This is a genomic window from Allofournierella sp. CML151, assembly GCF_027853465.1.
Classification (GTDB): Bacteria; Bacillota; Clostridia; order Oscillospirales; family Ruminococcaceae; genus Allofournierella.
The window spans coordinates 1-22,415 of record NZ_JAPNNW010000017.1 but is presented as its reverse complement, the minus strand read 5'-3'; the positions used below and the strand labels follow the sequence as shown (position 1 = coordinate 22,415).

Below are 22,415 nucleotides of genomic sequence, written 5' to 3'. Positions count from 1 at the left end.
ACAGCAAATCAAAGAGGCGTACGCTCGGCCCGCTTCACGGTGATGGTTACCAGGTTGCGGCTGAGTACGATGTCCTGGTCGGCGTCCAGCGTGTAGCTGAATTTCACCTGGCCGCCCTCGTCGGACAGCCGGCTTTCGATCTCATCGGCGGCCACGCCCAGGGTCATGGAGCCGTAACCGGTCTCGTAGTGGCACAGATGGCGGGTGCCTTTTTCAATCACCAGCTGGCTGGCGGCGGGGCCGAAGCGCAGCATGGTGACCTTCTGTGCATTTTCGGCCACCTTCACGGTGGTGGTGCATCCGGCATAGCCGGTGGTCTCGCTCTCTTTATAGGTGATGAAGAAGCTGCCGCCCCGTCGCACAAAGCTGCCGCGGGTCATCAGCTCCACCGAATCGGTTTCACCGGCCTGCTCCATCCGGCCGTCGATGCGGATGAGAAAATCCTCGTTCATAAACTGGCGGGGACCTCCTTTTGGGTTCAATATTGCTCAATGGCGATCTGGCTGGCCGTGCCCTCGCCCTGAGGGCCGATGAACAGCCGGACCGCCGCGGAGAAGCTCTCCGGAGAATCGCTCATAAAATAGCGGGTTTCGCCCTTTGCGGCGCCGTCGCCCAGAAGGTCCAGCCGGGTGAGCATATCCCGGGTCTTGAGGGCGGCCTCCCGGCCCGCGTCAATCAGGGTCACATCCGGGCCCATCACCTGAGCAATGATGTGAGCGATCAGGGGATAGTGGGTGCAGCCCAGGATCAGGGTGTCCACTCCTTTGGCGCGGATCTCGTCCAGATACTCGTGGGCGATGGCGGTGGTGATGGGGTCGTTGGGGCCCACATAGCCGTTCTCCACCAGCGGCACGAACATGGGGCAGCTTTTGGTGAAGATCTCAGCGTCGGGCAGAATGCCCTGGATGCGGGTCTCGTAGCTGCGGCTGCGGATGGTGGCCGGGGTGGCAATCACGCCGATGCGGCCGTTTTTGGTGGCGGCCGCCGCTGCACTTACCGCTGCGCCCACCACGCCCACATAGGGCACCGGCAGGGCTTCGGTGTAGGATTTCGGCAGTGTGCTGCTCACTGTACCGCAGGCGGCCAGCAGGAATTTCACGTCCTGGCTGAGCAGAAAACGGATGTCCTGCTCGGCGTACTGGCGGATGGTTTCCGGGCTGCGGGTACCATAGGGCACCCGGCCGGTGTCGCCAAAGTAGACGATGTTTTCGCCGGGCAGCATGGCCTGCAGCTGGCGCACCGCCGTGAGACCGCCCATGCCGGAATCGAACACGCCGATGGGCCGCTTATCCATGGCGGACCCCCGCGCGCTGCAGCGCAAGGGCGACCAGTTCATCCAGCAGATGGTCGATGGGCTTGCCCGCATCTTCCATCAGCTTGGGGTACATGCTGATGGAGGTGAAGCCGGGCAGGGTATTGATCTCGTTGAGCAGAATGGTGTCGCCGTTCTCCACGAAGAAGTCCACCCGGGCCAGACCCTCACAGCCCAGGGCGCGGTAGGCCTTTTCCGCCTGGGCCTTCACCTTGTCCAGCACCTCCTCGCTCAGATGAGCGGGGATCACGGTGCGGCTGGTGCCCAGCACATATTTATCCTCATAGGTGTAGAAAGCCTCGCTGGCCAGAATCTCACCGGGGCGGGTGGAAACGCAGACCTCGTTGCCGATCACCGCGCACTCCACCTCCTGGCCCTGCACAAAGCGCTCGAAGACCACCTTGTTGTCCTCGGCCAGGGCCACCTGGATGGCCTTCTCCAGCTCGGCCTTGTCAGCCGCCTTGCTGATGCCCACGCTGCTGCCCGCGTTGGCGGGCTTCACGAAGATGGGATAACCCAGCTTTGCGGCCAGGCGGGCCTCCAGGGCCTCGAAATCAGCGCACTCGTAACGGCTGGCCCAGTCCCAGGCGCAGCGGTCGATGCCCGCCGCGTCCATCAGAGTGTTGGCCACTGCTTTGTCCATGCAGACGGCGCTTGCCAGAACGCCACAGCCCACGTAGGGAATGCCCGCCAGCTCCAGCAGGCCCTGGATGGTGCCGTCCTCGCCGTTCTTGCCGTGCAGGGCGGGAACCACCACGTCCATGGGCAGCACTGCCCAGGTGCCGTCGTGGCGGCAGAGCACCAGGCCATGGTCCGAGCGGTCCGGGCTGATCATGCAGGGCACGCAGGAGGGGTCCTGCTCCCAGCTGCCGTCCGCTATTTTTTCAATGGGGCCGGAGTAATACAGCCAGCGGCCATCCTTGGTGATGCCCACGGTGTAAAGATGGTACGAGGAGGGCTTGAGCGCCCGGGCAATGGTACTGGCCGAAACGCGGCTCACCTCGTGTTCGCTGGAAACGCCGCCGAACAGCAGCGCAACATTCAGTTTGTTCATAGCTGCAAAGACCTTCCTCTCTCCAAGGAAATAAACACAAATCGAATCACATTGACCAAGCGGGAAAAGCCGGTCAAAGGCGGTTGCACATAAGTACTCTAATAATACCATAAAAATGCCTGGCAGGCTATGGGCAAAAGGTAAAAGCCTTTGCGGCGCGCCGCAAAAAAATCTGTGGGATTGGTATTGACGGCCCCGGCGGGATGTGCTATGATGATTACACCTCATTTTGCAGGCTTATTTTTTTGTGCCTTTTTTCAGGGTACGGCCTGCAACCACGAGGGAGGCTAAACAAACCGTTAAATGGAGGTGCCGAAGACAAATGAGAGTGAAAATCACCCTGGCCTGCACTGAGTGCAAACAGCGCAACTACAACACCATGAAGAACAAGAAGAACAGCCCTGACCGGCTCGAGATGAAGAAGTATTGCCGTTTCTGCAAGAAGCATACTGTCCATCGCGAGACCAAGTAAGAAAGGCGGGAACATCCATGGCTGAAAATACTGCCAAGAAGCCCGGTTTTTTTGCTAAAGTCAAAAATTGGTTCAAAGGGATCGGGAAGTTCTTCCGCGACACCAAGAGCGAACTGAAAAAGGTGGTTTGGCCCTCCAAGAGCCAGATCATCAACAACAGCATTGTGGTGCTGGTGGTTATGATCATTTCCGCCATCGTCATCCTGCTGCTTGACCTGCTGTTCGGCGAGGTCATGCATCTGGTGCTGCAGGCCGCTGCAAGCTTGTAAGCGGCCGCATCCTGAAAAGCGGAAGGGAGTAAACGTATGGCAGAACAGGCAATGTGGTATGTTGTGCATACCTATTCCGGTTATGAAAACAAAGTGGCACAGAACCTTGAGACCATCGTGGCCAACCGCCGCCTGCAGGATCTGATCCATGAGGTGAAGGTTCCTGTTATGATGGAACCCGAAATCAAGGACGGCAAGGAGCGCATGGTCGAGCGCAAAATCTTCCCCGGTTATGTGCTGGTGAAGATGGTCATGACCGACGAAAGCTGGTACATCGTACGCAACTGCCGCGGTGTGACCGGTTTCGTGGGCCCCTCGTCCAAGCCGGTGCCCCTGTCTCAGGCAGAGGTGGACAAGCTGGGCGTGGAGACCGTGGCCGAGCCCACTGTGGACTACGAAGTGGGCGACAATGTGGAGATCAACGCTGGTCCTCTGGAGGGCTTCGTGGGTCTCGTGGAAGAGATCGACATGGAGCATCGCAAGGTGCGCGTGAAGGTCTCGATGTTCGGGCGCGAAACGCCCGCAGAACTGGAGCTGGATCAGGTCAAACCCCTGTGACAGCAAAAACCCTTATGGTAAGAGCCGCTATATGCGGTTTTTATAGGGCGCTGGCGGTTGCCGGTGCCCGTGGGAGGGCCGGATAAACCCGGCCCGCTAGCTTACCACAAATTTTGGAGGTGCATTTAAAATGGCGCAAAAAGTAACTGGCTATATTAAGCTGCAGATCCCCGCCGGCAAAGCGACTCCGGCTCCCCCTGTTGGTCCCGCTCTGGGCCAGCACGGCGTGAACATCATGGCGTTCACCAAGGAATTCAACGAGCGTACCCAGAAGGACATGGGCTACATCATCCCCGTTGTAATCACCGTGTATGCTGACCGTTCCTTCAGCTTCATCACCAAAACTCCTCCGGCCCCCGTGCTGATCAAGAAGGCCTGCGGCATCGAGAGCGGTTCCGGCGTTCCCAACAAGACCAAGGTGGCCACCATCACCAAGGCTCAGCTGGAAGAGATCGCCAAGACCAAGATGCCCGACCTGAATGCTGCCAACCTGGAAAGCGCTGTCAGCATGATCGCCGGCACCTGCCGCAGCATGGGTGTTACCGTAACCGAGTAATCACCCCGCTGGATTCGTGGGAGGAACTTAAATCCGATAGACCACACAGGAGGAAAAAGTAATGAAACATGGTAAACACTATGTCGACAGCGCCAAGCTGATCGACCGCTCTAAGCTGTATGAGGCCGACGAGGCTCTGGCTCTGTGCTGCCAGACCGCCAAGGCCAAGTTTGACGAGACCGTTGAGCTGCACGTCCGCCTGGGCGTTGACAGCCGCCACGCTGACCAGCAGGTCCGCGGCGCTGTTGTGCTGCCTCACGGTACCGGCCGCGACGTTCGCGTTATCGCCATCTGCAAGGGCGATGCCGCCAAGGCCGCTGAGGAAGCCGGCGCGATGATGGTTGGCGACGCTGACCTGATCGCCAAGATCCAGAACGAAGGCTTCGTTGACTTCGACGTTCTGGTTACCACCCCCGACATGATGGGCCAGGTTGGCCGTCTGGGTAAGGTTCTGGGCCCCCGTGGTCTGATGCCCAACCCCAAGGCCGGCACCGTTACTCCCGACATCGGCCGTGCTGTTACCGAAGCCAAGGCCGGTAAGATCGAGTACCGTCTGGACAAGCAGAACATCATCCATGTGCCCGTGGGCAAGGCCAGCTTCGGCGCTGAGAAGCTGGGCGAGAACCTGCGCACCGTGATGGACGCCATCGTGAAGGCTAAGCCCGCTGCTGCGAAGGGCCAGTACATCAAGAGCGCCACCGTGGCTACCACCATGGGCCCTGGCATCAAGATGAACGGCGCCAAGTTCGGCGGCTAATCACAGCCTGACGGCTGCGAGTGAGCAGTTCGCTGCCCCGCGCAAAACGCGGGGCGGCTTTTTTGCGGAAAAATCGCAAAAAGCACTTGACAAACCCGCGCGCTTTGCGGTATACTATTCATGCTGTTTTTAAGACAGCAGGTGCTCATGTGATATAAGGAGCATAAGAGGCCATCCCGCCCGCCTGCCGAGAAGCCGCGTAAATTTGCCTTGTGTATGTTTATGCCTCTTTCTCGGCCAAGCTGGGAAAGGGGCTTTTTGTGCAAAGTAGAAGTTACGAAGGTTTGAAACGAGGTGAATCGAAATGCCCAGTGCAAAAATTCTGAGCGAGAAGCAGGCTTATGTTGCCGCTCTGAAGGAGAAGATCGCCGCTTCCGTTGCCGGTGTGGTCGTTGACTACAAAGGCATCAACGTGGCCGACGATACCAAGCTGCGTAAGGAGCTGCGTGAGGCTGGCGTTGAGTATGCGGTTGTGAAGAACACCATGCTGCGTCTGGCCCTGAAGGATACCGAGCTGGAGGCTATGAGCGAAGTGCTGGAAGGCACCACCGCCATCGCCATCGCCCACGAGGACCCCATGGCTGCTGCCCGCATCCTGTGCAAGTACGCCGAGGCTTCCAAGGGCGCTTACAGCGTGAAGATCGGTTACATGGAAGGCGCTGTTATGCCCAAGGAAGAGGTTGAGGCTATCGCTAAGCTGCCCAACCGCGAAGGCATGCTGTCCATGTTCGCCGGCGCTCTCACCAGCACCCTCAGCGGTCTGGCTGTTGCTATGCAGGCCTACGCCGACAAGTGCGAGGAAGAGCCCGCTGCGTAAGTTACGCAAATCCCCGTCCGTGCGGTGCGCCTGAGCGCTGCCGCTGAACGAACATTATTTTGAAATTAAGTACATTGGAGGTATATGACAATGGCTTCTGAGAAAATCACCAAAATCATTGACGCTGTTAAAGAGCTGACCGTTCTGGAGCTGAAGGAACTGATCGACACCTACTGCGAAGAGTTCGGCGTTTCCGCCGTGGCTGCTGCCGCTCCCGCTGCTGCTGGCGCTGCTGCTCCCGCTGCTGAGGAGAAGACCGAGTTCGACGTTGTGCTGGCTGAGGTTGGCGCCAACAAGATGGCCGTTATCAAGGCTGTTAAGGAAGCTACCGGTCTGGGCCTGAAGGAGGCCAAGGAGCTGGTTGACAACGCTCCCAAGACCCTGAAGGAAGCTGCTTCCAAGGCTGACGCCGAGGAAATGAAGAAGAAGCTGGAAGAAGCCGGCGCCAAGATCGAGCTGAAGTAAGTTCTGCTTTTTGCCTGATTGAGCATCTGCAAAGCCGCCGCCCGTTTGGGCGGCGGCTTTTGTTTTGCCAATTTTACGGGGATATTGCCCAAGGGCCGGGCGAACGCGTCGAAAATTTGTGTATGAAAATATAAATTTTGCGGATGAAATTGAAAATCACTGCTGCATATGCTATACTGATTCACATGCTTTGCAAAAACGTACACAAAATTTATATTTTCTGCATAGGGAGGCGATCGCCATGTGCGGCATCGTTGGATATTCGGGAAAGACTGGCAGCCTGAATGTGCTGCTGGAAGGGCTTCATAAACTGGAATACCGGGGCTATGATTCGGCGGGCGTGGCGCTCAGCTATCCGGACGGCATCCGGGTGGCCAAGGCCCAGGGCCGGCTGAGCGCTTTGGAGGAAAAGCTGGCCGGGATGCATCTGCCGGACAGCGGCTGCGGCATCGGTCATACCCGCTGGGCTACCCACGGCGCGCCCAGCGACGTGAACAGTCACCCTCACTCCGCGGCCCGGGTGAGCCTGGTCCACAACGGCATCATTGAAAACTACGCCGAATTGAGGGAGTATCTGGTCCGCAAAGGATATGAATTCTGCAGTGAGACCGACAGTGAGGTGCTGGTCAAGCTGATGGACCACAACTACCAGGGCGACCCGCTGGACGCTATGCGCCGCACTCTGGCCCAGGTGCGGGGCAGCTACGGTTTGGCAATCCTGTTCCGGGACCGGCCGGGCGTGATCTACGGTGCCCGGAAGGACAGCCCGCTCATCGTGGGCTGCGGCGAGGGCGAGAATTTCCTGGCCAGCGACATCCCTGCGCTGCTGCGCCATACCCGCACCTACATTGCCCTGGAAGAGGGGGATATGGTGGAGCTGAAGCCGGACAGCATCCGCCTGTTTGACCGGCTGGGCCAGCCGGTGGAGCGGCCCCGGCTGGAGGCCCAGTGGGAGATGGAGGCTGCGGAAAAGGGCGGTTACCCCCATTTCATGCTCAAGGAGATTCACGAGCAGCAGGCGGCCTTGCAGGCCACTATTGGCCCTCGCATCAAGAACGGTCTGCCCGATCTGAGCGAGTGCGGTCTGACCGACGAATATCTCAAGGGGTTGACCGGTATTCACATTGTGGGCTGCGGCACTGCCATGCACGCGGGCATGGTGGGACGCACGGCCATTGAAAAGATGGCCCGGCTGCCCGCCTTCACCCAGATTGCCAGCGAATTCCGTTACAGCGACCCCATTTTGCATCCGGGCGATCTGGTGGTCATCATCAGCCAGAGCGGCGAAACGCTGGATACCCTGGCGGCCCTGAAGCTGGCCAGGGAAAAGGGCGCAAAGACCCTGGCCGTGGTAAACGTGGTGGGCTCCTCCATCGCCCGCGCGGCGGACTGGACTCTCTATACCCATGCAGGGCCGGAAATCGCGGTGGCCAGCACCAAGGCATACAGTGTGCAGCTGGCGGTGATGTACCTGCTGGCGCTGCGGCTGGCACTGGCCCGGGGTACTCTGGACGAGCATGAGGTGGGCTACCTGACCGAGCAGCTGCAGAAGGCTCCCGCCCTGCAGCAGCCGCTGCTGAAAAACTGCGATCAGATTCAGTATCTGGCCAGCCAGTTTATGAACAGCACCGACCTGTTCTTCATGGGCCGGGGCTTCGATTACTCCCTCTCGCTGGAGGGCAGCCTGAAGCTGAAGGAGATCAGCTATGTGCACAGCGAGGCCTACGCCGCGGGCGAGCTGAAGCACGGCACCATTTCGTTGGTCACCGAGGGTACCCCGGTGATTGCTCTGGCCACCCAGGACGACGTGTTTGAAAAGACCCTGAGCAACGTGAAGGAGGTCAAGACCCGGGGTGCCCGGGTGATTCTGCTGTGCAAGGAGGAGGCCGTGGTGCCGGAGGGTGCGGCGGACTACGTGGTGCGCTTGCCCCGGCTGGAAAGCGTCTTCATGCCGCTGTTGATGATCGTACCGCTGCAGCTGTTTGCCTATTACATGAGCGTGCTGCGGGGCTGTGACGTGGATAAGCCCCGCAACCTGGCCAAGAGCGTGACCGTGGAATAAGCGGTTCCCGGAAATTTACCGGAAATGGACAAAGGGCTTGCAAAGGCCGCCGCCGGTGTTTATAATGGGCCTGAAAACGATTCCAGAAAAGGAGCGTGCAGACCTATGGAACGGCAATGGTGGCACAACAAAGCGGCCTATCAGATCTGGCCGAAAAGCTTTTACGATTCCAACGGCGACGGAGTGGGCGACCTGCCCGGCATCACCGCCAAGCTGGATTATTTAAAGGATCTGGGTGTGGATATCATCTGGCTATCGCCGGTGTACCAGAGCCCGCTGGCGGACCAGGGCTATGATATCTCGGATTATCAGGCCATCGATCCCCGCTTCGGTACCATGGAGGACATGGACCGCCTGCTGGAGGAAGCCAGAAAGCGGGACATCCGCCTGGTGATGGACCTGGTGGTGAACCACTGCTCGGATGAGCACATCTGGTTCAAAAAGGCAGTGGAGGACCCGGAGGGACCTTACGGGCAGTATTTCTACTTCCGCAAGGGCAAAAACGGCAAGCCGCCCTGCAACTGGCGGGGTTACTTTGGGGGCAGCGCCTGGAGCCTGGTACCCGGCCAGAGCGATCTTTACTACCTGCATCTCTTTCACGAAAAGCAGCCGGACCTGAACTGGGAGAATCCGGCGCTGCGCCGGGAGATCTACAACATGATCAACTGGTGGCTGGACAAGGGCGTGGCGGGTTTCCGCATCGACGCCATTGTGAACATCAAAAAGGACCTGGCCTTCCGGGACTACCCGGCGGACCGGCCGGACGGCCTTTCCGACTGCCGCCGGATGCTTTCGGAGCCCGGCGTGGCAGAGGGTTTGGGCGATTTTCTGGAGGAGATGAAGCGGGAAACCTTCGCTCCCCACAAGGCCTTTACGGTGGGTGAGGTGTTCGACACCGATCCCGCCCGTCTGGCGGAATTCATCGGACCGGAGGGGCACTTCTCCACCATGTTCGACTTTGCGCCCACCTGCCTGGGCAAGGACGCGCAGGGCTGGGCCCGGGCAAAGCAGCCCACCACCACCCAGTACCGGGATGCCTGCTTTGGCTCCCAGCGGCAGGCGGCGGGTGTGGGCTTCCTGGCCAACATCATTGAAAACCACGACGAGCCCCGGGGCGTGAGCCAGTATTTGCCGAAGGACGCACAGGACAACGAGCGGGCCAAGACCTGCCTGGCCACCGCCAGCGTGCTGCTGCGGGGCATTCCCTTCCTGTATCAGGGCCAGGAGCTGGGCATGACCAATACCCGGTTTGAGCGAATTGAGGATGTGGATGACGTGAGCACCCACGGCGAGTATGCGGCCTGCCTGGCACTGGGGCTGACCGAGGCCCAGGCGCTGGATGCCTGCGCCCAGTACAGCCGGGACAACGCCCGTACTCCGGTGCAGTGGACGGACGGGGAAAACGCCGGCTTCACCACCGGAACACCCTGGATCGGCGTAAATCCCAACTACACCCGTATCAACGCCAGGGAGCAGCAGGCACGGCCGGATTCGGTGCTGAACTGGTACAAAAAGCTGCTGGCTCTGCGCAAGGACCCCCGGTGGGAGGAAGCCCTGGTGTGGGGCGACTGCGAGCCGGTGCTGGAGGAGGAAGAGGGCCTGATGGCCTACCGCCGCACCGGCGGCGGAAAAACGCTGCTGGTGGTGTGCAACCTGAGCGAGCTGCCCCGAAGCCTGGCGCTGCCGGGGACCATCCGGCAGGTGCTGCTCAACAGCCAGGAGGGCGGCCCGCAGCCGGGCTTTGACCGGTATGCCGCTCAGCCCTGGCAGGCCGTGGTGCTGGAGCTGGAGCAATAAGCAAAACGGATTTTCAACAACAAAAGCCCTCCGCCGTGGAAAACTCCGCGGCGGAGGGCTTTTGCATATTCGGACAAGTGGTTCAGGCGGGCCGAAGAGCGGCGTGCAGCCGGTCGGCGCAGGCAAAGCAGAGAAAGATCGGGATGCAGAGCAAAAACCAGTACAGGCTGAATCGGGGGCAGATCTGGCCCCATAAATTGCCCCACCGGTCGGAGTAATCCCAGATGCCCATGCCCAGCAGCCGATTGCAGACGAGCCCCATGGCAAGCTCCAGACCGGTGATACAGCCTGCACCCGCCGCACAGCGGGCCAGCAGCGGTACCCGGCGGGGCAGGGCCCGGTCCAGCGCGGCCAGCACCAGCAGCAAAACACCGCCGGAAACCAGCATGGTCCAGTGGGTATAGCCCCGGTAGAGCAGCTCGATCTGCCCGTAGCCGAAGGCCCCCACAAAAAACAAGGTCGCGTTTCGCAGCATAAAAACATCACCCGGGGAATAGTCTTCCCCGGGTGATGGCGTTTTATGTGCGGGCAGGGCGTTATTCCGCCGATTTGCCGGTAACCTTGCTCAGCTCGGTGAGCATCTTATGCTGGCAGTCCCACAGCTTCTGGGACAGGTCCACATAGTACCGGTGAGGATATTCGAAACGGCGCATCTCCTCCCACAGGTTCTCCAGCTGCACGGTGCAGCGCTCTCGGATCTCCTTCACGGTGGGGCGCTCGTAGACCAGTTTACCCTTCTCGTAGATGGGGGTGGTCAGGCAGACCGCCGAGCAGTTGGTATAGGTGCGCTCTTTCCAGGTCTGGAAGGGGTCAAACAGGGTCAGGCCGTCGCCTACCTCCACCTCTTCGTCGTACACGGTCACATAGTCGGCCATGGCCTTTTTGGTGTAGTGGTCGTAGATACGCCACACCTTTTTCAGCAGGGGAATGGTCAGCTTCTCGGCGCTCTCGCTTACCTTGATCTTGGGGATGTAGTCCTCGCCGTCCTTCACGGCAGCCAGCTTGTACACGCCGCCGAACACCGGGTCACTCTTGGCGGTGATCAGGTTCTCGCCGATGCCGAAGCTGTCGATCTTGGCCTCCTGCAGAATCAGGTCCCGCACGATGTACTCGTCCAGGCTGTTGGAGGCGCAGATGCCGCAGTCCTCATAACCGGCGGCGTCCAGCATCTTACGGGCCTTCTTGGACAGATAGGCAATATCGCCGGAGTCGATGCGGATGGCCACCGGGCGCTTGCCCTGGGGCTTCAGCACCTCGTCGAAGACCTTGATGGCGTTGGGTACGCCGCTCTTCATCACATTGTAAGTATCAACGAGCAGTACACAGGAGTCAGGATACAACTCGGCGTATTTTTTAAAGGCTTCATATTCGCTGGGGAACATCTGCACCCAGCTGTGAGCCATGGTGCCGGAGGCAGGAATGCCGAAATCCCGGGCGGCCATCACGCAGCTGGTGGAGGAGCAGCCGCCGATGTAGGCGGCACGGGCGCCGTAAACGGCGGCGTCGTAGCCCTGGGCGCGGCGGGCGCCGAACTCCATGACCGGGCGGCCCTGGGCGCTGCGCACGATGCGGTTGGCCTTGGTGGCCACCAGACACTGGTGGTTGATGGTGACCAGCAGCAGGGTCTCCAGCAGCTGGCACTCGATGGAGGGGCCTTCCACCGTTACGATGGGCTCCCGGGGGAAGATGGGGGTGCCTTCGGGAATGGCCCAGATGTTGCAGTGCAGCTCAAAATGGCTCAGATAATCCAGAAAGCGCTCGTTGAACACACCGGTGCCCCGCAGATATTCAATGTCCTCCGGGGTAAATTTCAGGTTTTCCACAGCGTCGATGAAGGTGTCCAGACCGGCCATGATGGCGAAGCCGCCGCCGTCCGGGATCTTACGGAAGAACATGTCAAACACGCTGATCTTGTCCTCGTAGCCTTCCTCCAGGTACCCGGCGGCCATGGTGAGCTCGTAAAAGTCCATGATGGTGGTCAGGTTGCGTTTCACATCCAACATAAAGCTCCAACTCTCTCTCAAATGAATTTGGACCGGGCCGCAGTATGGGCGGCAGGGCCCTTCACAGCACCCGATGGGCGCGGGAAACAACGGGTCGCAGTTACAGCGAGGGGCGGCGGGGCCGGCGGTTTGTCTTGCGGGTGGCCTGCTGACGGTAATAAAGGATTACATAGGCCACGGCAGTCACCGCGCTCACACAAAGCAGCACCTTGAAATACAGCCCGCCGAAGAATTCCCCGATCTTGGACAGGGTGAACAGCAGCATGTTGCGGTCCAGATCCCGGTCGGCGGTCAGCTCCACCACGCCGATGGTCTGGCCGGAAAGGGAAAGGGTCACGGTGCCGATCACATCGCCCTTTTTCACCGGGGCAGTGACGTATTCCGGCAGATCAAAGGTCTTCTGGGTCACGCTTTCGTCGGTGTTTTTGGGCAGAATGGTCATCATATCGTCCGCCGGATAGAGCATTACAGTGTCGGCGTCGGTGGAATATTTCACCTTCACCTCAGCCAGTGGCTCGCCCACCTGCATGGCGGGCTGGATGGCGAAGCTTTCAAACACCCAGTCCATGAGCAGGCCGGTCTCGTACAGGGCCGGGCGCTTGGTGGGGTATTCGTAGGGGTCGATGGAATTGGGACTGTTCAGCACCACACTGATGTAGCTCTCGCCGGTGTCGGTGTTGGTGTGCCAGCCCGCAAAGTTCTGCCAGTCCTCCAGGGTGCCGGTCTTGCCGCCCTGGTTGTAGTCCCGGTAGTATTCCGCGCCCAGATCCTTGTCGTGCATCTTGTTGGTGCTGTAGAGCATGTAGGGCGAAGAGGAGGAATACCGGCTGGGCATGTAGTCCTGGCCCATATCCCATTTCAGGGTGCTCATGGCCTCCTTCAGAGTATCAAAGCTCAGCGCATAGCGCAGGATCAGGTACATGTCCCGGGCGGTGGTCACGTTCTCCAGGCTCATACCCACCGGGTCCACGAAGGTGGTGCCGGAGCAACCGATTTCCTTGGCCTTACTGTTCATCATATACACGAAGTTGTCGATACTGCCACCGCTCACCGTATTGGCAATGATCATGGCGGCATCTGCCGCGCTGGGCACCAGCGCCGCATACATCAGGCTGCGCAGGGTGTGAGGCTCGCCCATCAGGATGTCTGCGCTGGCCATGCCCTGGCCGTAGAGCGAGTCACGGATGGAGGCGGTGAGCTCGGCGGTCACGGTGTCCAGCTGGTCCTCGTACTGCTCTACCAGCAGAATACAGGTCATGATTTTGGTCAGACTGGCGGCGGGCAGCGATTCCTCGCTGTTCTTTTCGTATACGATGATGTTGGTGTCGGTATTCACGATGTAGGCAGCCTTGCCGGAGATTTCGAAGGGGGGCTCAAACCCCACCGCCCCGGCGGGCAGCGCGAAAATCGCGGCCATAAAAACCAGGGCGAGCAAAAGCGCGATGAATTTTTTCATGTGGACTTTTCCTTTTAAACGCGTTAAAATGTTTAGAGCAGTGCCGCATTGTTCAAGGGATGGAGTGCGGCGGGGCAAACGGGCAAAATGCCCGAAAAAAGCGATTGATTCACGGGCAGATTGCCCAGTGATTTACCTTGTATTATAGCATTTTTTACAGGGTTTATAAAGTGTTTTTCTGGTGAAAGGTGGGCGGCAAGGCTTGATTTATGTGACCGGCGACATCCATGGCGAGGTGGAGCGCTTTTCGGAGAAAGAGATAAAGCGGCTGAAAAAACAGGATACCCTGATTGTTTTGGGGGATTTCGGCTTTTTGTGGAACGGCGACAAGGCGGAAAAGAAAAAGCTGAAATGGCTGGAAAAGCGCCGGTACCAGCTGTTGTTCATCGACGGCTGCCATGAAAATTTTGACCTGCTGAAGGAATACCCCGAGGTGGACTACATGGGCGGTAAGGCCCGGCACATCGGCGGCAACCTGTATTATATTGAGCGGGGCAGCATTCTGGAGATCGAGGGCAAAAAGCTGCTTTGCTTCGGAGGCGCCGAAAGCTGGGACAAGGAGGACCGGGACGAGGGCATCAACTGGTGGCGGGCCGAGCTGCCCACCAGCGAGGAGCTGAAGACCTGCGCCGACAATCTGGAAGCCGCCGGCTGGCAGGTGGACTACATCCTCACCCACGACGCACCGCTGAAAATTCTGGAGTTTGCCCAGCTGATGCAGGGCCAGCCCAACTGGCTGCACACCTTCTTCGGCCAGATCATGGACAAGGCCCAGTACAAAAAGTGGCTGTTCGGCCGTTATCACAAGGACCGCAAGCTGGGCGCCAAGACCCAGGCGGTGTTCTGCGACGTGATCCCGCTGGAGGATTGAGCGTCTCCTGGAAAGTATGGGCCGCAGGCAAAGCGGGCAAACCGGATTTGCGCACCCAAACAGAATCAAAACGCCGAGGGCGGTCTCCCCATCTAGGGGAGACCGCCCTCGTTTTCTTGCAAAGAACTTCAGATCAGCTTCAGCCGGGCAGGCCAGTGCTCCAGCGGACCCACCCGGGGCAGAGCGCCGCGGGCTCCGCCCAGCAGGTCCCGGTCCAGCTGTACGGGTGTGCCGTCCCGGTCCTCAAAGGGCTGGTCCGGCTGAAAGGCCCGGCCCAGCAGCCCGGCGGTGACCGGCTCAGCCTGCAGGCCGCTGGAATACGGTTCCAGGTCGTTCTCCAGCCAGAAATGGCCATTCTCTTCTGCCAGCCGCAGCGCCGGGCTTGCATCGGGCAGGACCTGGGCGTTGCTTTCGTGGACCCAGGGCTTTGCACCGTTCAGATACGCGTTGCCGCCCATGGTCACCGGCAGGGTGCGGCCCAGATCGGCGGCGGGGGTGTCGTCGCCGGTTTTGCGGGCGGGAAATTCCGCGCTGTAGGAATTATAGGCGCCAGTGCCACAGCTGCCGCAAAGGCGGCCGTCATCCTCACGGCCAAGGAACAGATTGTTGAAGAAGCGATCGTCGCCGCCGTAGATCAGCATCACGCCGCCCACCTGGGTGGAATGGGGCAGGTGATACAGGGTGAAGCGGTTGGTGTCCGGCACGGCGTGAATCTTGCCGCCGAACAGGTTGTGCACGCAGGCCGTGCCCTGGGACATATCCAGAAAGCTGCGGGGAGAGAGCAGCAGATTGTTCTCTACCAGACAGGGACCGTGGCAGACCTCGATGAACAGGTCCTCCTCCCGGTCGTTGGCAAAGCACAGGTTGTTCCGGAACAGGGCTCCCTGGGCCTGCCAGTCCAGCCAGACGCCCCGGGAGCAGTGGTGGATCACGTTCCCGGTCAGGTGGGTATCCACGGCGGCGTGCAGCTTGATTCCGGCGATCTCAGCCCCGTAGAATTCTCCCCGAATGTTGATGTGGTGGATGTGGTTTTCGGTGATGTCGCAGAAGGCGCCGCCCATGCAGCCCACGATTCCGGCCTGGCCGCAGTTCCAGATTTCGTTTCCGCGCAGGATGTGCCCGCCCACACGCTCCCGACTCCAGCCTCTTTGCAGGGTGGAGAAGACCATCTCGGTGTAGGTCTGGGTACCACCCTTGCAGGGGTCCTTGCTCCAGCTGTTATCCTTGGGATCGTGATTTTTGCCCAGGCTGATGCCGCAGCACTTGGAGTCGTGGATGCGGCAGTTCTCGATCACCCAGCCCCGGCTCCAGTGGGGACCCACCGCGCCGGGCTGAAAGGCCGTGGGCGGGGCCCACTGAGTGGCGGCGCAGCAGCACTCCAGGCCAGACAAAGTGATATAGTTGATGCCTTCCTCCCTGGGGAAAAAGCAGAAGGGCCGCACGCTGATTTCGGTTTGCAGGCTGTTGGGGTCCTGTTCGCCGAAGCGGACATGAAAGACCGTCTGTTCCTCTTCTACCTGGGCAAACCATTCCCGCGTTTTGCCGGAGGATTGATTCATCAGGGCGGGCAGCGAGGCGGCCTCGTCCAGCGGCTGGCCGTCCGCGAACAGCTCGCCGGTGTGGTGGGTCTGACCCAGGCCGTCGTACCAGTCACCAAACAGCTCGTCCGCATAGGGGTTGTATTCACCGAACATCGCGTTGTTCACAGTGGCACGCCAGATCCCGTTTTCACAGCGCGTCCAGCCGCTGACCGGTTCTGCGCCGGTGATGACCGGCCGCTCGCCCTCGGTAGCTTGGTAGACAATGCGCTGGTCATCGCTCTCGCCGCCCCGGGGCGGAGCGACCCACTCCCGATAGATTCCCTCATGAATGAGAATCGTGTCACCGGGTCGGGCAACGGAGGCTGCCTGTCCGATGGTTTGGAACGGTCGTGCGGTAGAGCCGTCGCCCCCGGCGGGGGCATGCTGGGAAACGGAATAGATCATGATCAGAGTCCCTCCTGTGTGATTGGGTAAAAGCTTATCCTCAGAGTACCACGGCAGACAGCCGGTTCCCATTCCCGATTTTTTTCAGCTCCTACACGATTTTGTCCTTCTGTGTTATAATGGGCCAAAAACAAAAAGCAGGCGGTCGGAGACTGGCCTGCAAGGGAAAAGGAGCGGGATGTTTTGGAGCAAACACTGCTGCAGAGCCTGTCGCCGCAGTTTGTGGGCTGGCACGATTCCGGCGCGGTGCTGCACACCGACAGTCGGCAAAGCTACGGGAGGCGGGTGGTGGAGCACTATGAGATTGAATATATTGTCTTTTCCCGCAGCGGCTGCATTGTTGCAAACGGCATCCCGGTGCAGACCATTCCCCAGTCGGTGTTCCTGCGAAGACCCGGCATGGAGGTGGAGGGGATCGGTGTCTACCGGTCCCTATTCGTGGAGTTCGATCTGAATGATGGAGCGGATCGGCTGCAGGCGCTGGACCGGCTGACACCGGTGCTGTTCAACGGGGAAGAGCTGGGTCTGGATGAGTCCTTTTTCCTGGGGCTGGCGCTTCCCGTACGGCCACAGCCATGGCAGCTGCTGGAATGGAAGGCAAAGCTGCTGCACCTGCTGGCGGTGCTGCTGCGGCAGGGCGAAACAAGCAGTGAAGCGACGGGGCAGGAGGGCAGTGCGGCGGTACGCCGGGCGCTGCGGTACATCCGCAGTCATTACGCGGAGCCGGTCACGCTGGACCAGCTGGCCGGGGCCGCAGGCTACAGCAGATGTTATTTCTGCAAGCTGTTCAAAAAGGTTACTCAACTCACGCCGCTGCAATATCTGGTGTGTTACCGGCTGGAGCAGGCGAAAAAGCAGATGCTGGAGTCGGACGAGCCGCTGGAGGTGGTGATGCTGGAGGCGGGTTTTCATAATTACGGGTATTTCTGGAGGGCCTTTCGGCAGATATACGGGCTTTCCCCGCAGGCGTTCCGCCAGCAAATGCGGCAGGGCCCCGGACAGCCACCCGCCCGGCAAAGAGGGATTGCGGAGGATGTTTTCGGTTGTGCCGGTCCGGGGGATTTGGTATAATGAAAAAACGAATGAAACACACGTGAACGGGCGTGGACACAAGGCAGAAGGAGAACGCGGATGCCCCCGGTAAACGGCCAGCAATGGAATACGGTAAATGAAAAATGGATGCGGCTGCATTGGTGGATGACCGCCAGTCTTGCGCTGGCTGCAGCGCTGCTGGAGATCATCATGGCCTTTGCGCTGAACCGGATCGAAGGGTTTGTGAACTCCGATCCCAGCCGCTATATGGTCAAGTATCTGCTGATTCCGGTGGCGCTCAACGGCCTTCTGGTGCTGGCGGGCATGCTGGCGGCCAGGAGCCGGCTGAAAGGGCAGGTGCGCCAGCTGATCGTTTCGCTGTGCATGGCGGGGGTGTGCCTGGTGCTGTATGGGGTGCATAGCTTATTCCAGGCGCTGATCCTGCTGCCGGTGGTGGCGATCATGCTTACCGTCTCCTACGGGAGTTACGGGCTTACCTCCATCACTGCAGCGGTGTGCCTGCTGGGAGTGCCGGTGGTGGACCTGGTGGTGGTGTGGGATTCCACCCAGCAGCACCGGCTGGAAAATGTCGAAAACCGAATCAACTGGCTGCTTGGTCTGGTGATGCTGCTGGGCTGCTATCTGCTGAGCCTTGCCTCTATTTACTATGAGAGGGAGCGAATTTGCCAGGCGGCCCGGCGGGAATGGGAGCTGCGGCGGGACAGCCTGACCGGCCTGCTGAACCGGATGGCGCTGGATGACCGGCTGGGCCAGCTGTGCGCCGGCGGGCAGGGTGTGGTGGTCATGATGGACCTGGACGGCTTCAAGCAGCTGAACGACATCCTGGGTCACCTGCAGGGGGACGCCTGCCTGCAGATGGTGGCAGGCATTCTGCGCAGCTATGCAGGGGAGGACGCGGCTTTCCGTTATGGAGGCGACGAATTCTGCATGGTGTTCCATGCGCCGGAGCCTGGCCAGATTCTGCAGACCTGCGAACGAATCCGCAAATGCCTGGAGGGTATCCGCCTGTTTTCGCCCTGTCGGGTGGGGGCCAGTTTCGGCCTGGCCGAGTGCCGGCCGGGGATGAATCCGGAGCAGCTGCTCAAAAATGCCGACAGTGCCCTCTATCAGGCCAAGGAGGAGCGGGGCTGCATCCGCCGGTGGGAGCAGAAAGCTACGTAAAAGAAAAACAGCGCCGCAGAGAGCAAATGCGTTCTCTGCGGCGCTGCTGTTTGTGTGGGGAAAATCAGTCGGTCACATCGGTGGGGGATTTGATGGTCTGCTCGGGGCGCTTGGCCAGCACGCGGCTGTTGGCGGGCACCGATTCGGTGATGAAGGTACCGCCGCCGATGGTGGTGTTTTCGCCGATTACGGTCTCACCGCCCAGCACCGAAGCGCCGGAATAGATGGTCACATTGTCGCACACGGTGGGGTGACGCTTCACACCCATCAGCTGCTGGCCGCCGCGGGTGGACAGGGCACCCAGGGTGACCCCCTGATACAGCTTTACGTGATTGCCGATGATGGTCGTCTCGCCGATGACCACGCCGGTGCCGTGGTCGATGAAGAAATATTCGCCGATCTGTGCGCCTGGATTGATGTCGATGCCGGTGCTGCTGTGGGCGTACTCGGTCATAATACGGGGAATGTAGGGCACGTTCTGCAGATACAGCTCGTGGGCCACCCGATAGATATAAATGGCGTAAAAGCCCGGATAGCAGAAAATGATCTCCTCCCGGCTCTTGGCGGCGGGGTCGCCCTCAAAGCCTGCCTGCACATCCTTCAGCAGAGTCTGCTGCAAGGCGGGCAGCTTTTCAAAAAAGGCGGCGCATACTTCATCCGCCCGAGGCTCAGTGTGCAGCTGACAGCCCTCCTTGCCGCACTCATACAGCAGGGCGGTGGCCAACAGCGAGCGCAGGTCGTCGTACAGACGGTCCAGCCGGTAACCGGCATAATGTTCGCCAAAATCACCCAGACGGCTGCAGGGTCCATAGTAGCCGGGGAAGATAATTTCTTTCAGATCCCGCAGGATATTGATCACCGCCTTGCGGTTCGGCAGTTCCATGCCCTGCTTCAGCGTGAGCAGCTCGTGGCTCTGATAGTTTTCGTTCAGGCCCTGTACCGTCTTCTGGATGGCCTGGTGCTTGATCTCGTTCATAAAAGGCTCCTTTCGCCGGTGATCCGGCCTTTTGCCGCCGGTAGCGGCACAGCAGGCGGGGGGATAGTTTAATCATACCTGTTTGGGCGGGATGCGTCAATGCAAAGCGGATAAAAAAGAACCAGGGGCTGCACTCTTGTGCAGCCCCTGGCCCTTGCGTGAAAACAGAAAAAGGAAACGATATGAAAAATCGGAATCGGTATAGGGAAGGGATCAGGCCTGGGTCTTTTCGCCCAGAACCACATTCAAGGTGATCAGCTCGCCGTTACGGTCCACCTGAACCTGAACGGTGTCGCCTGCGGAATAATCCTGCAGGGCGTTGGTCACATCCGTGGCGCTGGTCACGGTCTTGGTGCCCACGCTCACGATGCGGTCGCCAACCTTCATGCCGGCGTTGGCAGCGCCGCTGCCCTCCGTCACGCTCTGGACGTAAGCGCCCAGAGTGGAAACGCCGTACTGCATGGCGGTCTGGGCGTCAGTGATGCTCACCACGGTGATGCCCAGAGCGGGACGGCCGGTCACATAGCCGTTTTCAATCAGGTCCTGCGCCACGGTCTTCACGGTATTGATGGGAATGGCGAAGCCCAGACCCTCGGCGTTCTCATCGGCATTCTTCGCATTCACGATGCCGATCAGCTCGCCTCTGGAGTTGAACAGGCCGCCGCCGGAGTTACCCGGGCTGATGGCAGCGCTGGTCTGGATCAGGTTCATGGTGTTGCCTTCCACGGTCACACTGCGGTTCAGCGCGCTGATGATGCCGTCGGTGGAGGTCACGCCCAGGTTGCTGGGGTTGCCCACCGCGATGGAGGTCTCACCGATGGAGATGGTGTCGGAGTCGCCCAGCACCGCCGGGGTCAGGCCGGTGGCGTCGATCTTGATGACCGCGATGTCGCTCTGGGAGTCCGCGCCCACCAGGGTGGCGCTGTAAGTGGTGCCGTCGTTCAGCTTTACGGTGATCTGCTCAGCGCCCTCCACCACATGGTTGTTGGTGATGATGTAGCCGTCTTCGGTGTAGATCACGCCGCTGCCCGCGCCGCTCACAATTTGCTGGCCGCCCCAGAAGCCGTAACTGGTGGTGACCATCTGTTCGGTGGTGATCTCAACCACACTGGGGGTGATGGCGTTGATCACACTTACCAGCGGGTCCAGCGAGGTGGAACCGTCGGTGCTGCTGGTGGCGGTGCCGGAGGGATTGGCACTCTGGTATACGATGCGGGCGCTGCTGGTCTTGTCGGCCAGGTAGAAGCCTGCATAGCCGCCGCCGAAGCTTACGCCGGCCACCAGCACCAGGGCCAGGGCACCTGCGCCGATCTTCTTCAGGCGGGGGTGGCTCTTTTTCATGCGGGGAGGTTGGGGCTCGCCGCCCATGGGGGCGGAGGGACCAAAGCCGGGCATCGAAGCACCGGGAGTGGTGTAGTCGGTGCCGGCACCGGCACCCATGGAGGGTTCGCCGGTGGGGCCCATCGGGGTGTAGGAAGCGGGGGTGGGGTTGTTGCCGCCGCTGTTCGGGTAGGTACCGGAATAATCATATTCCCATTTGTTTTCCATGCTCTATCATCCTTTCAGGTGAACAAGGGGTCCGGGGCGTCTGCTCCAATGAAACGCCGCTCTTGCGGCCCCTTGCTTATCGTTCTGGTTATAGTTTATCCGCCCGCCGTGAAAAACATTTTATGGCCGGGTGAAAAAAATGTGAAATCCATGTATAATTGGTATGGTTCCGGGCTGCGGATCATGCCTGGAGTCTCACCATATAAGCATATCATATTTGGAAAGGCAGGGCAATGGCGTGCGGGTGATACGCGAAGGAGAAGAATTCCTGTTATATAAGGAAAAGCTGCTTGTGGGGCGGTGTGGTTGTGCCCGCCAGGGCGAGGGCTGGCGGCTGGGGCCTCTGTGGGTGGACCCGGCCTGGCGCCACAAGGGCTACGGCAGCTTTATGCTGCGCCAGGTGCTGAAAAGCACCGGTGGCTACACCGGCGAAAGCCTGCATTTTCTGGAGCTTGGAGAGGATGCGGCCGGGAAGGCACTGGCCGAAAAATTCGGCTTTTCCCGGGTCGGAACCCTCTGGCGCAGGCACCGGGTGCCGGACCCCACCGCCGTGGGTCTGACTCACGATTTCCTGCAGCAGAATCTTTTGCCCGGCGGTTTTTTTGTGGACGCCACCTGCGGCAACGGGGGCGATACCGAGTTTCTCTGCCGTCTTGCGGGCCCGCAGGGGAAGGTGCTGGCGCTGGATCTGCAGCAGCAGGCGGTGGACAACACCAATGCCCGGCTGGCTGCGGCGGGACTTTCGGATATCGGCCGGGCGGTGCAGGCAGACCACGCGGAACTGGCGAAGCTGGTGGAAGAGGGCAGCGCGGACTGTGTGGTCTTCAACTTCGGCTATCTGCCCGGAGCGGACCACAGTCTGTTCACCACCCCGAAAAGCAGCCTGCCCGCAGTGAAGGCTGCACTGGCGGCGCTGCGCCCCGGCGGAATCCTGGCGGCCTGCCTGTACAGCGGCGGACCCAACGGCGATGGGGAGAAGACTGCCCTGCTGGAATTTTTCCGGGCGCTGCCCATCCGGGAATACACGGTGCTGGTGTGCGAGTTCGCCAACTGGGCGCCCACTGCGCCTCTGCCCTGTTTTGTGCGCAAAAAGGGCTGGTGACGCCTGTTTGCAGAATCAAAAAAGGAGCCTTCCCGCCGGGAAGGCTCCTTTCAGCTTGTAGAAAAACCTGCTGTGACAATCAAGCCAGAGCAGGTTTTTTGCATGAAAAGTAAAAGAACAGAGAAAAAGGAAGAAGATTTT

Annotated in this window: 22 protein-coding genes; 13 read left to right on the top strand and 9 right to left on the bottom strand. The window is 60.0% G+C overall.

Going from position 1 to position 22,415, the window contains the following annotated elements; genetic code table 11:
• Nucleotides 1-8 precede the first annotated feature (8 nt).
• From PH256_RS11700 to PH256_RS11690, 3 genes are read right to left on the bottom strand one after another with little or no spacing between them, the layout of a single operon-like run.
• Complete coding sequence (locus PH256_RS11700) at nucleotides 9-452, bottom strand: DUF1934 domain-containing protein (RefSeq protein ID WP_087185291.1); 444 nt, start codon at nucleotides 450-452, stop codon at nucleotides 9-11.
• Between the two features lie 26 nt (nucleotides 453-478).
• A complete protein-coding gene (gene murI, locus PH256_RS11695) occupies nucleotides 479-1,294 on the bottom strand; it encodes a glutamate racemase (protein WP_270914332.1) in 816 nt (271 codons plus the stop codon).
• Nucleotides 1,287-2,366 carry a D-alanine--D-alanine ligase family protein gene (locus tag PH256_RS11690; protein ID WP_270914331.1) on the bottom strand — a complete coding sequence of 360 codons (1,080 nt, stop codon included), beginning with the start codon at nucleotides 2,364-2,366 and terminating at the stop codon, nucleotides 1,287-1,289. The genes murI and PH256_RS11690 overlap by 8 nt, the downstream gene beginning before the upstream one ends.
• A 322-nt stretch (nucleotides 2,367-2,688) precedes the next feature.
• Here PH256_RS11690 and rpmG point away from each other — a divergent pair, with 322 nt between their 5' ends.
• From rpmG to PH256_RS11645, 9 genes are all read left to right on the top strand, one after another.
• On the top strand, nucleotides 2,689-2,838 hold the full coding sequence (rpmG, locus tag PH256_RS11685; RefSeq protein ID WP_058963484.1) for a 50S ribosomal protein L33: 150 nt from the start codon (nucleotides 2,689-2,691) through the stop codon (nucleotides 2,836-2,838).
• A 17-nt stretch (nucleotides 2,839-2,855) separates the two neighbouring features.
• Nucleotides 2,856-3,107 (top strand): preprotein translocase subunit SecE, encoded by a 252-nt coding sequence (gene secE / locus PH256_RS11680; protein WP_087181887.1) that lies wholly within the window; start codon nucleotides 2,856-2,858, stop codon nucleotides 3,105-3,107.
• 36 nt (nucleotides 3,108-3,143) lie between these two features.
• Nucleotides 3,144-3,665: a transcription termination/antitermination protein NusG gene (gene nusG / locus PH256_RS11675; protein WP_058963486.1), complete on the top strand. Its 522-nt coding sequence runs from the start codon at nucleotides 3,144-3,146 to the stop codon at nucleotides 3,663-3,665.
• A 130-nt stretch (nucleotides 3,666-3,795) separates the two neighbouring features.
• Nucleotides 3,796-4,221, top strand: coding sequence for a 50S ribosomal protein L11 (gene rplK, locus PH256_RS11670; RefSeq protein WP_058963487.1), 426 nt, complete (start codon nucleotides 3,796-3,798; stop codon nucleotides 4,219-4,221).
• A gap of 61 nt (nucleotides 4,222-4,282) precedes the next feature.
• A complete protein-coding gene (gene rplA, locus PH256_RS11665) occupies nucleotides 4,283-4,978 on the top strand; it encodes a 50S ribosomal protein L1 (RefSeq protein WP_087181889.1) in 696 nt (231 codons plus the stop codon).
• Nucleotides 4,979-5,282: 304 nt separating this feature from the next.
• Complete coding sequence (rplJ, locus tag PH256_RS11660) at nucleotides 5,283-5,795, top strand: 50S ribosomal protein L10 (RefSeq protein WP_087181890.1); 513 nt, start codon at nucleotides 5,283-5,285, stop codon at nucleotides 5,793-5,795.
• A gap of 90 nt (nucleotides 5,796-5,885) precedes the next feature.
• Nucleotides 5,886-6,260 carry a 50S ribosomal protein L7/L12 gene (rplL, locus tag PH256_RS11655; RefSeq protein ID WP_058963490.1) on the top strand — a complete coding sequence of 125 codons (375 nt, stop codon included), beginning with the start codon at nucleotides 5,886-5,888 and terminating at the stop codon, nucleotides 6,258-6,260.
• 241 nt (nucleotides 6,261-6,501) lie between these two features.
• The gene (gene glmS, locus PH256_RS11650) at nucleotides 6,502-8,322 is read left to right on the top strand and encodes a glutamine--fructose-6-phosphate transaminase (isomerizing) (RefSeq protein WP_270914330.1); all 1,821 of its coding nucleotides are present in this window, start codon (nucleotides 6,502-6,504) and stop codon (nucleotides 8,320-8,322) included.
• A gap of 105 nt (nucleotides 8,323-8,427) precedes the next feature.
• Nucleotides 8,428-10,119 carry an alpha-glucosidase gene (locus PH256_RS11645; RefSeq protein WP_270914329.1) on the top strand — a complete coding sequence of 564 codons (1,692 nt, stop codon included), beginning with the start codon at nucleotides 8,428-8,430 and terminating at the stop codon, nucleotides 10,117-10,119.
• A gap of 82 nt (nucleotides 10,120-10,201) precedes the next feature.
• On the opposite strand, the gene PH256_RS11640 is transcribed toward PH256_RS11645, so the two are convergent.
• The 3 genes from PH256_RS11640 to PH256_RS11630 form a co-directional block, all read right to left on the bottom strand.
• Entirely contained in the window at nucleotides 10,202-10,594 is a 393-nt protein-coding gene (locus tag PH256_RS11640) for a putative ABC transporter permease (RefSeq protein WP_087185297.1), read from the bottom strand.
• Between the two features lie 61 nt (nucleotides 10,595-10,655).
• Complete coding sequence (locus PH256_RS11635) at nucleotides 10,656-12,122, bottom strand: nicotinate phosphoribosyltransferase (RefSeq protein ID WP_270914327.1); 1,467 nt, start codon at nucleotides 12,120-12,122, stop codon at nucleotides 10,656-10,658.
• 100 nt (nucleotides 12,123-12,222) lie between these two features.
• Nucleotides 12,223-13,578, bottom strand: a complete 1,356-nt coding sequence (locus PH256_RS11630) for a D-alanyl-D-alanine carboxypeptidase family protein (protein ID WP_087185298.1) — start codon at nucleotides 13,576-13,578, stop codon at nucleotides 12,223-12,225.
• Between the two features lie 211 nt (nucleotides 13,579-13,789).
• On the opposite strand from PH256_RS11630, the gene PH256_RS11625 reads away from it, so the two are divergent.
• The gene (locus PH256_RS11625) at nucleotides 13,790-14,449 is read left to right on the top strand and encodes a metallophosphoesterase (protein ID WP_242956201.1); all 660 of its coding nucleotides are present in this window, start codon (nucleotides 13,790-13,792) and stop codon (nucleotides 14,447-14,449) included.
• A 128-nt stretch (nucleotides 14,450-14,577) separates the two neighbouring features.
• Here PH256_RS11625 and PH256_RS11620 read toward each other — a convergent pair whose 3' ends face one another.
• Nucleotides 14,578-16,434, bottom strand: a complete 1,857-nt coding sequence (locus tag PH256_RS11620; RefSeq protein WP_270914326.1) for a right-handed parallel beta-helix repeat-containing protein — start codon at nucleotides 16,432-16,434, stop codon at nucleotides 14,578-14,580.
• 183 nt (nucleotides 16,435-16,617) lie between these two features.
• On the opposite strand from PH256_RS11620, the gene PH256_RS11615 reads away from it, so the two are divergent.
• Both PH256_RS11615 and PH256_RS11610 read left to right on the top strand, forming a co-directional pair.
• Nucleotides 16,618-17,505: a helix-turn-helix domain-containing protein gene (locus PH256_RS11615; protein ID WP_270914325.1), complete on the top strand. Its 888-nt coding sequence runs from the start codon at nucleotides 16,618-16,620 to the stop codon at nucleotides 17,503-17,505.
• Between the two features lie 60 nt (nucleotides 17,506-17,565).
• The gene (locus PH256_RS11610; RefSeq protein WP_270914324.1) at nucleotides 17,566-18,648 is read left to right on the top strand and encodes a GGDEF domain-containing protein; all 1,083 of its coding nucleotides are present in this window, start codon (nucleotides 17,566-17,568) and stop codon (nucleotides 18,646-18,648) included.
• 64 nt (nucleotides 18,649-18,712) lie between these two features.
• Here the strand turns inward: PH256_RS11610 and PH256_RS11605 are convergent, their stop codons facing one another.
• Nucleotides 18,713-19,624, bottom strand: coding sequence for a serine O-acetyltransferase (locus PH256_RS11605; protein ID WP_270914323.1), 912 nt, complete (start codon nucleotides 19,622-19,624; stop codon nucleotides 18,713-18,715).
• Between the two features lie 213 nt (nucleotides 19,625-19,837).
• Complete coding sequence (locus PH256_RS11600; protein ID WP_270914322.1) at nucleotides 19,838-21,172, bottom strand: S1C family serine protease; 1,335 nt, start codon at nucleotides 21,170-21,172, stop codon at nucleotides 19,838-19,840.
• A gap of 238 nt (nucleotides 21,173-21,410) precedes the next feature.
• Between PH256_RS11600 and PH256_RS11595 the strand changes: the two genes are divergently transcribed.
• On the top strand, nucleotides 21,411-22,274 hold the full coding sequence (locus tag PH256_RS11595) for a GNAT family N-acetyltransferase (RefSeq protein ID WP_333766400.1): 864 nt from the start codon (nucleotides 21,411-21,413) through the stop codon (nucleotides 22,272-22,274).
• Nucleotides 22,275-22,415 lie beyond the last annotated feature (141 nt).

Bases quoted from the DNA above. Each gene is read 5' to 3' on its own strand.
- PH256_RS11700 (WP_087185291.1), bottom strand. From the start codon at position 452: ATGAACGAGGATTTTCTCATCCGCATCGACGGCCGGATGGAGCAGGCC.
- murI (WP_270914332.1), bottom strand. From the start codon at position 1,294: ATGGATAAGCGGCCCATCGGCGTGTTCGATTCCGGCATGGGCGGTCTC.
- PH256_RS11690 (WP_270914331.1), bottom strand. From the start codon at position 2,366: ATGAACAAACTGAATGTTGCGCTGCTGTTCGGCGGCGTTTCCAGCGAA.
- rpmG (WP_058963484.1), top strand. From the start codon at position 2,689: ATGAGAGTGAAAATCACCCTGGCCTGCACTGAGTGCAAACAGCGCAAC.
- secE (WP_087181887.1), top strand. From the start codon at position 2,856: ATGGCTGAAAATACTGCCAAGAAGCCCGGTTTTTTTGCTAAAGTCAAA.
- nusG (WP_058963486.1), top strand. From the start codon at position 3,144: ATGGCAGAACAGGCAATGTGGTATGTTGTGCATACCTATTCCGGTTAT.
- rplK (WP_058963487.1), top strand. From the start codon at position 3,796: ATGGCGCAAAAAGTAACTGGCTATATTAAGCTGCAGATCCCCGCCGGC.
- rplA (WP_087181889.1), top strand. From the start codon at position 4,283: ATGAAACATGGTAAACACTATGTCGACAGCGCCAAGCTGATCGACCGC.
- rplJ (WP_087181890.1), top strand. From the start codon at position 5,283: ATGCCCAGTGCAAAAATTCTGAGCGAGAAGCAGGCTTATGTTGCCGCT.
- rplL (WP_058963490.1), top strand. From the start codon at position 5,886: ATGGCTTCTGAGAAAATCACCAAAATCATTGACGCTGTTAAAGAGCTG.
- glmS (WP_270914330.1), top strand. From the start codon at position 6,502: ATGTGCGGCATCGTTGGATATTCGGGAAAGACTGGCAGCCTGAATGTG.
- PH256_RS11645 (WP_270914329.1), top strand. From the start codon at position 8,428: ATGGAACGGCAATGGTGGCACAACAAAGCGGCCTATCAGATCTGGCCG.
- PH256_RS11640 (WP_087185297.1), bottom strand. From the start codon at position 10,594: ATGCTGCGAAACGCGACCTTGTTTTTTGTGGGGGCCTTCGGCTACGGG.
- PH256_RS11635 (WP_270914327.1), bottom strand. From the start codon at position 12,122: ATGTTGGATGTGAAACGCAACCTGACCACCATCATGGACTTTTACGAG.
- PH256_RS11630 (WP_087185298.1), bottom strand. From the start codon at position 13,578: ATGAAAAAATTCATCGCGCTTTTGCTCGCCCTGGTTTTTATGGCCGCG.
- PH256_RS11620 (WP_270914326.1), bottom strand. From the start codon at position 16,434: ATGATCTATTCCGTTTCCCAGCATGCCCCCGCCGGGGGCGACGGCTCT.
- PH256_RS11610 (WP_270914324.1), top strand. From the start codon at position 17,566: ATGCCCCCGGTAAACGGCCAGCAATGGAATACGGTAAATGAAAAATGG.
- PH256_RS11605 (WP_270914323.1), bottom strand. From the start codon at position 19,624: ATGAACGAGATCAAGCACCAGGCCATCCAGAAGACGGTACAGGGCCTG.
- PH256_RS11600 (WP_270914322.1), bottom strand. From the start codon at position 21,172: ATGGAAAACAAATGGGAATATGATTATTCCGGTACCTACCCGAACAGC.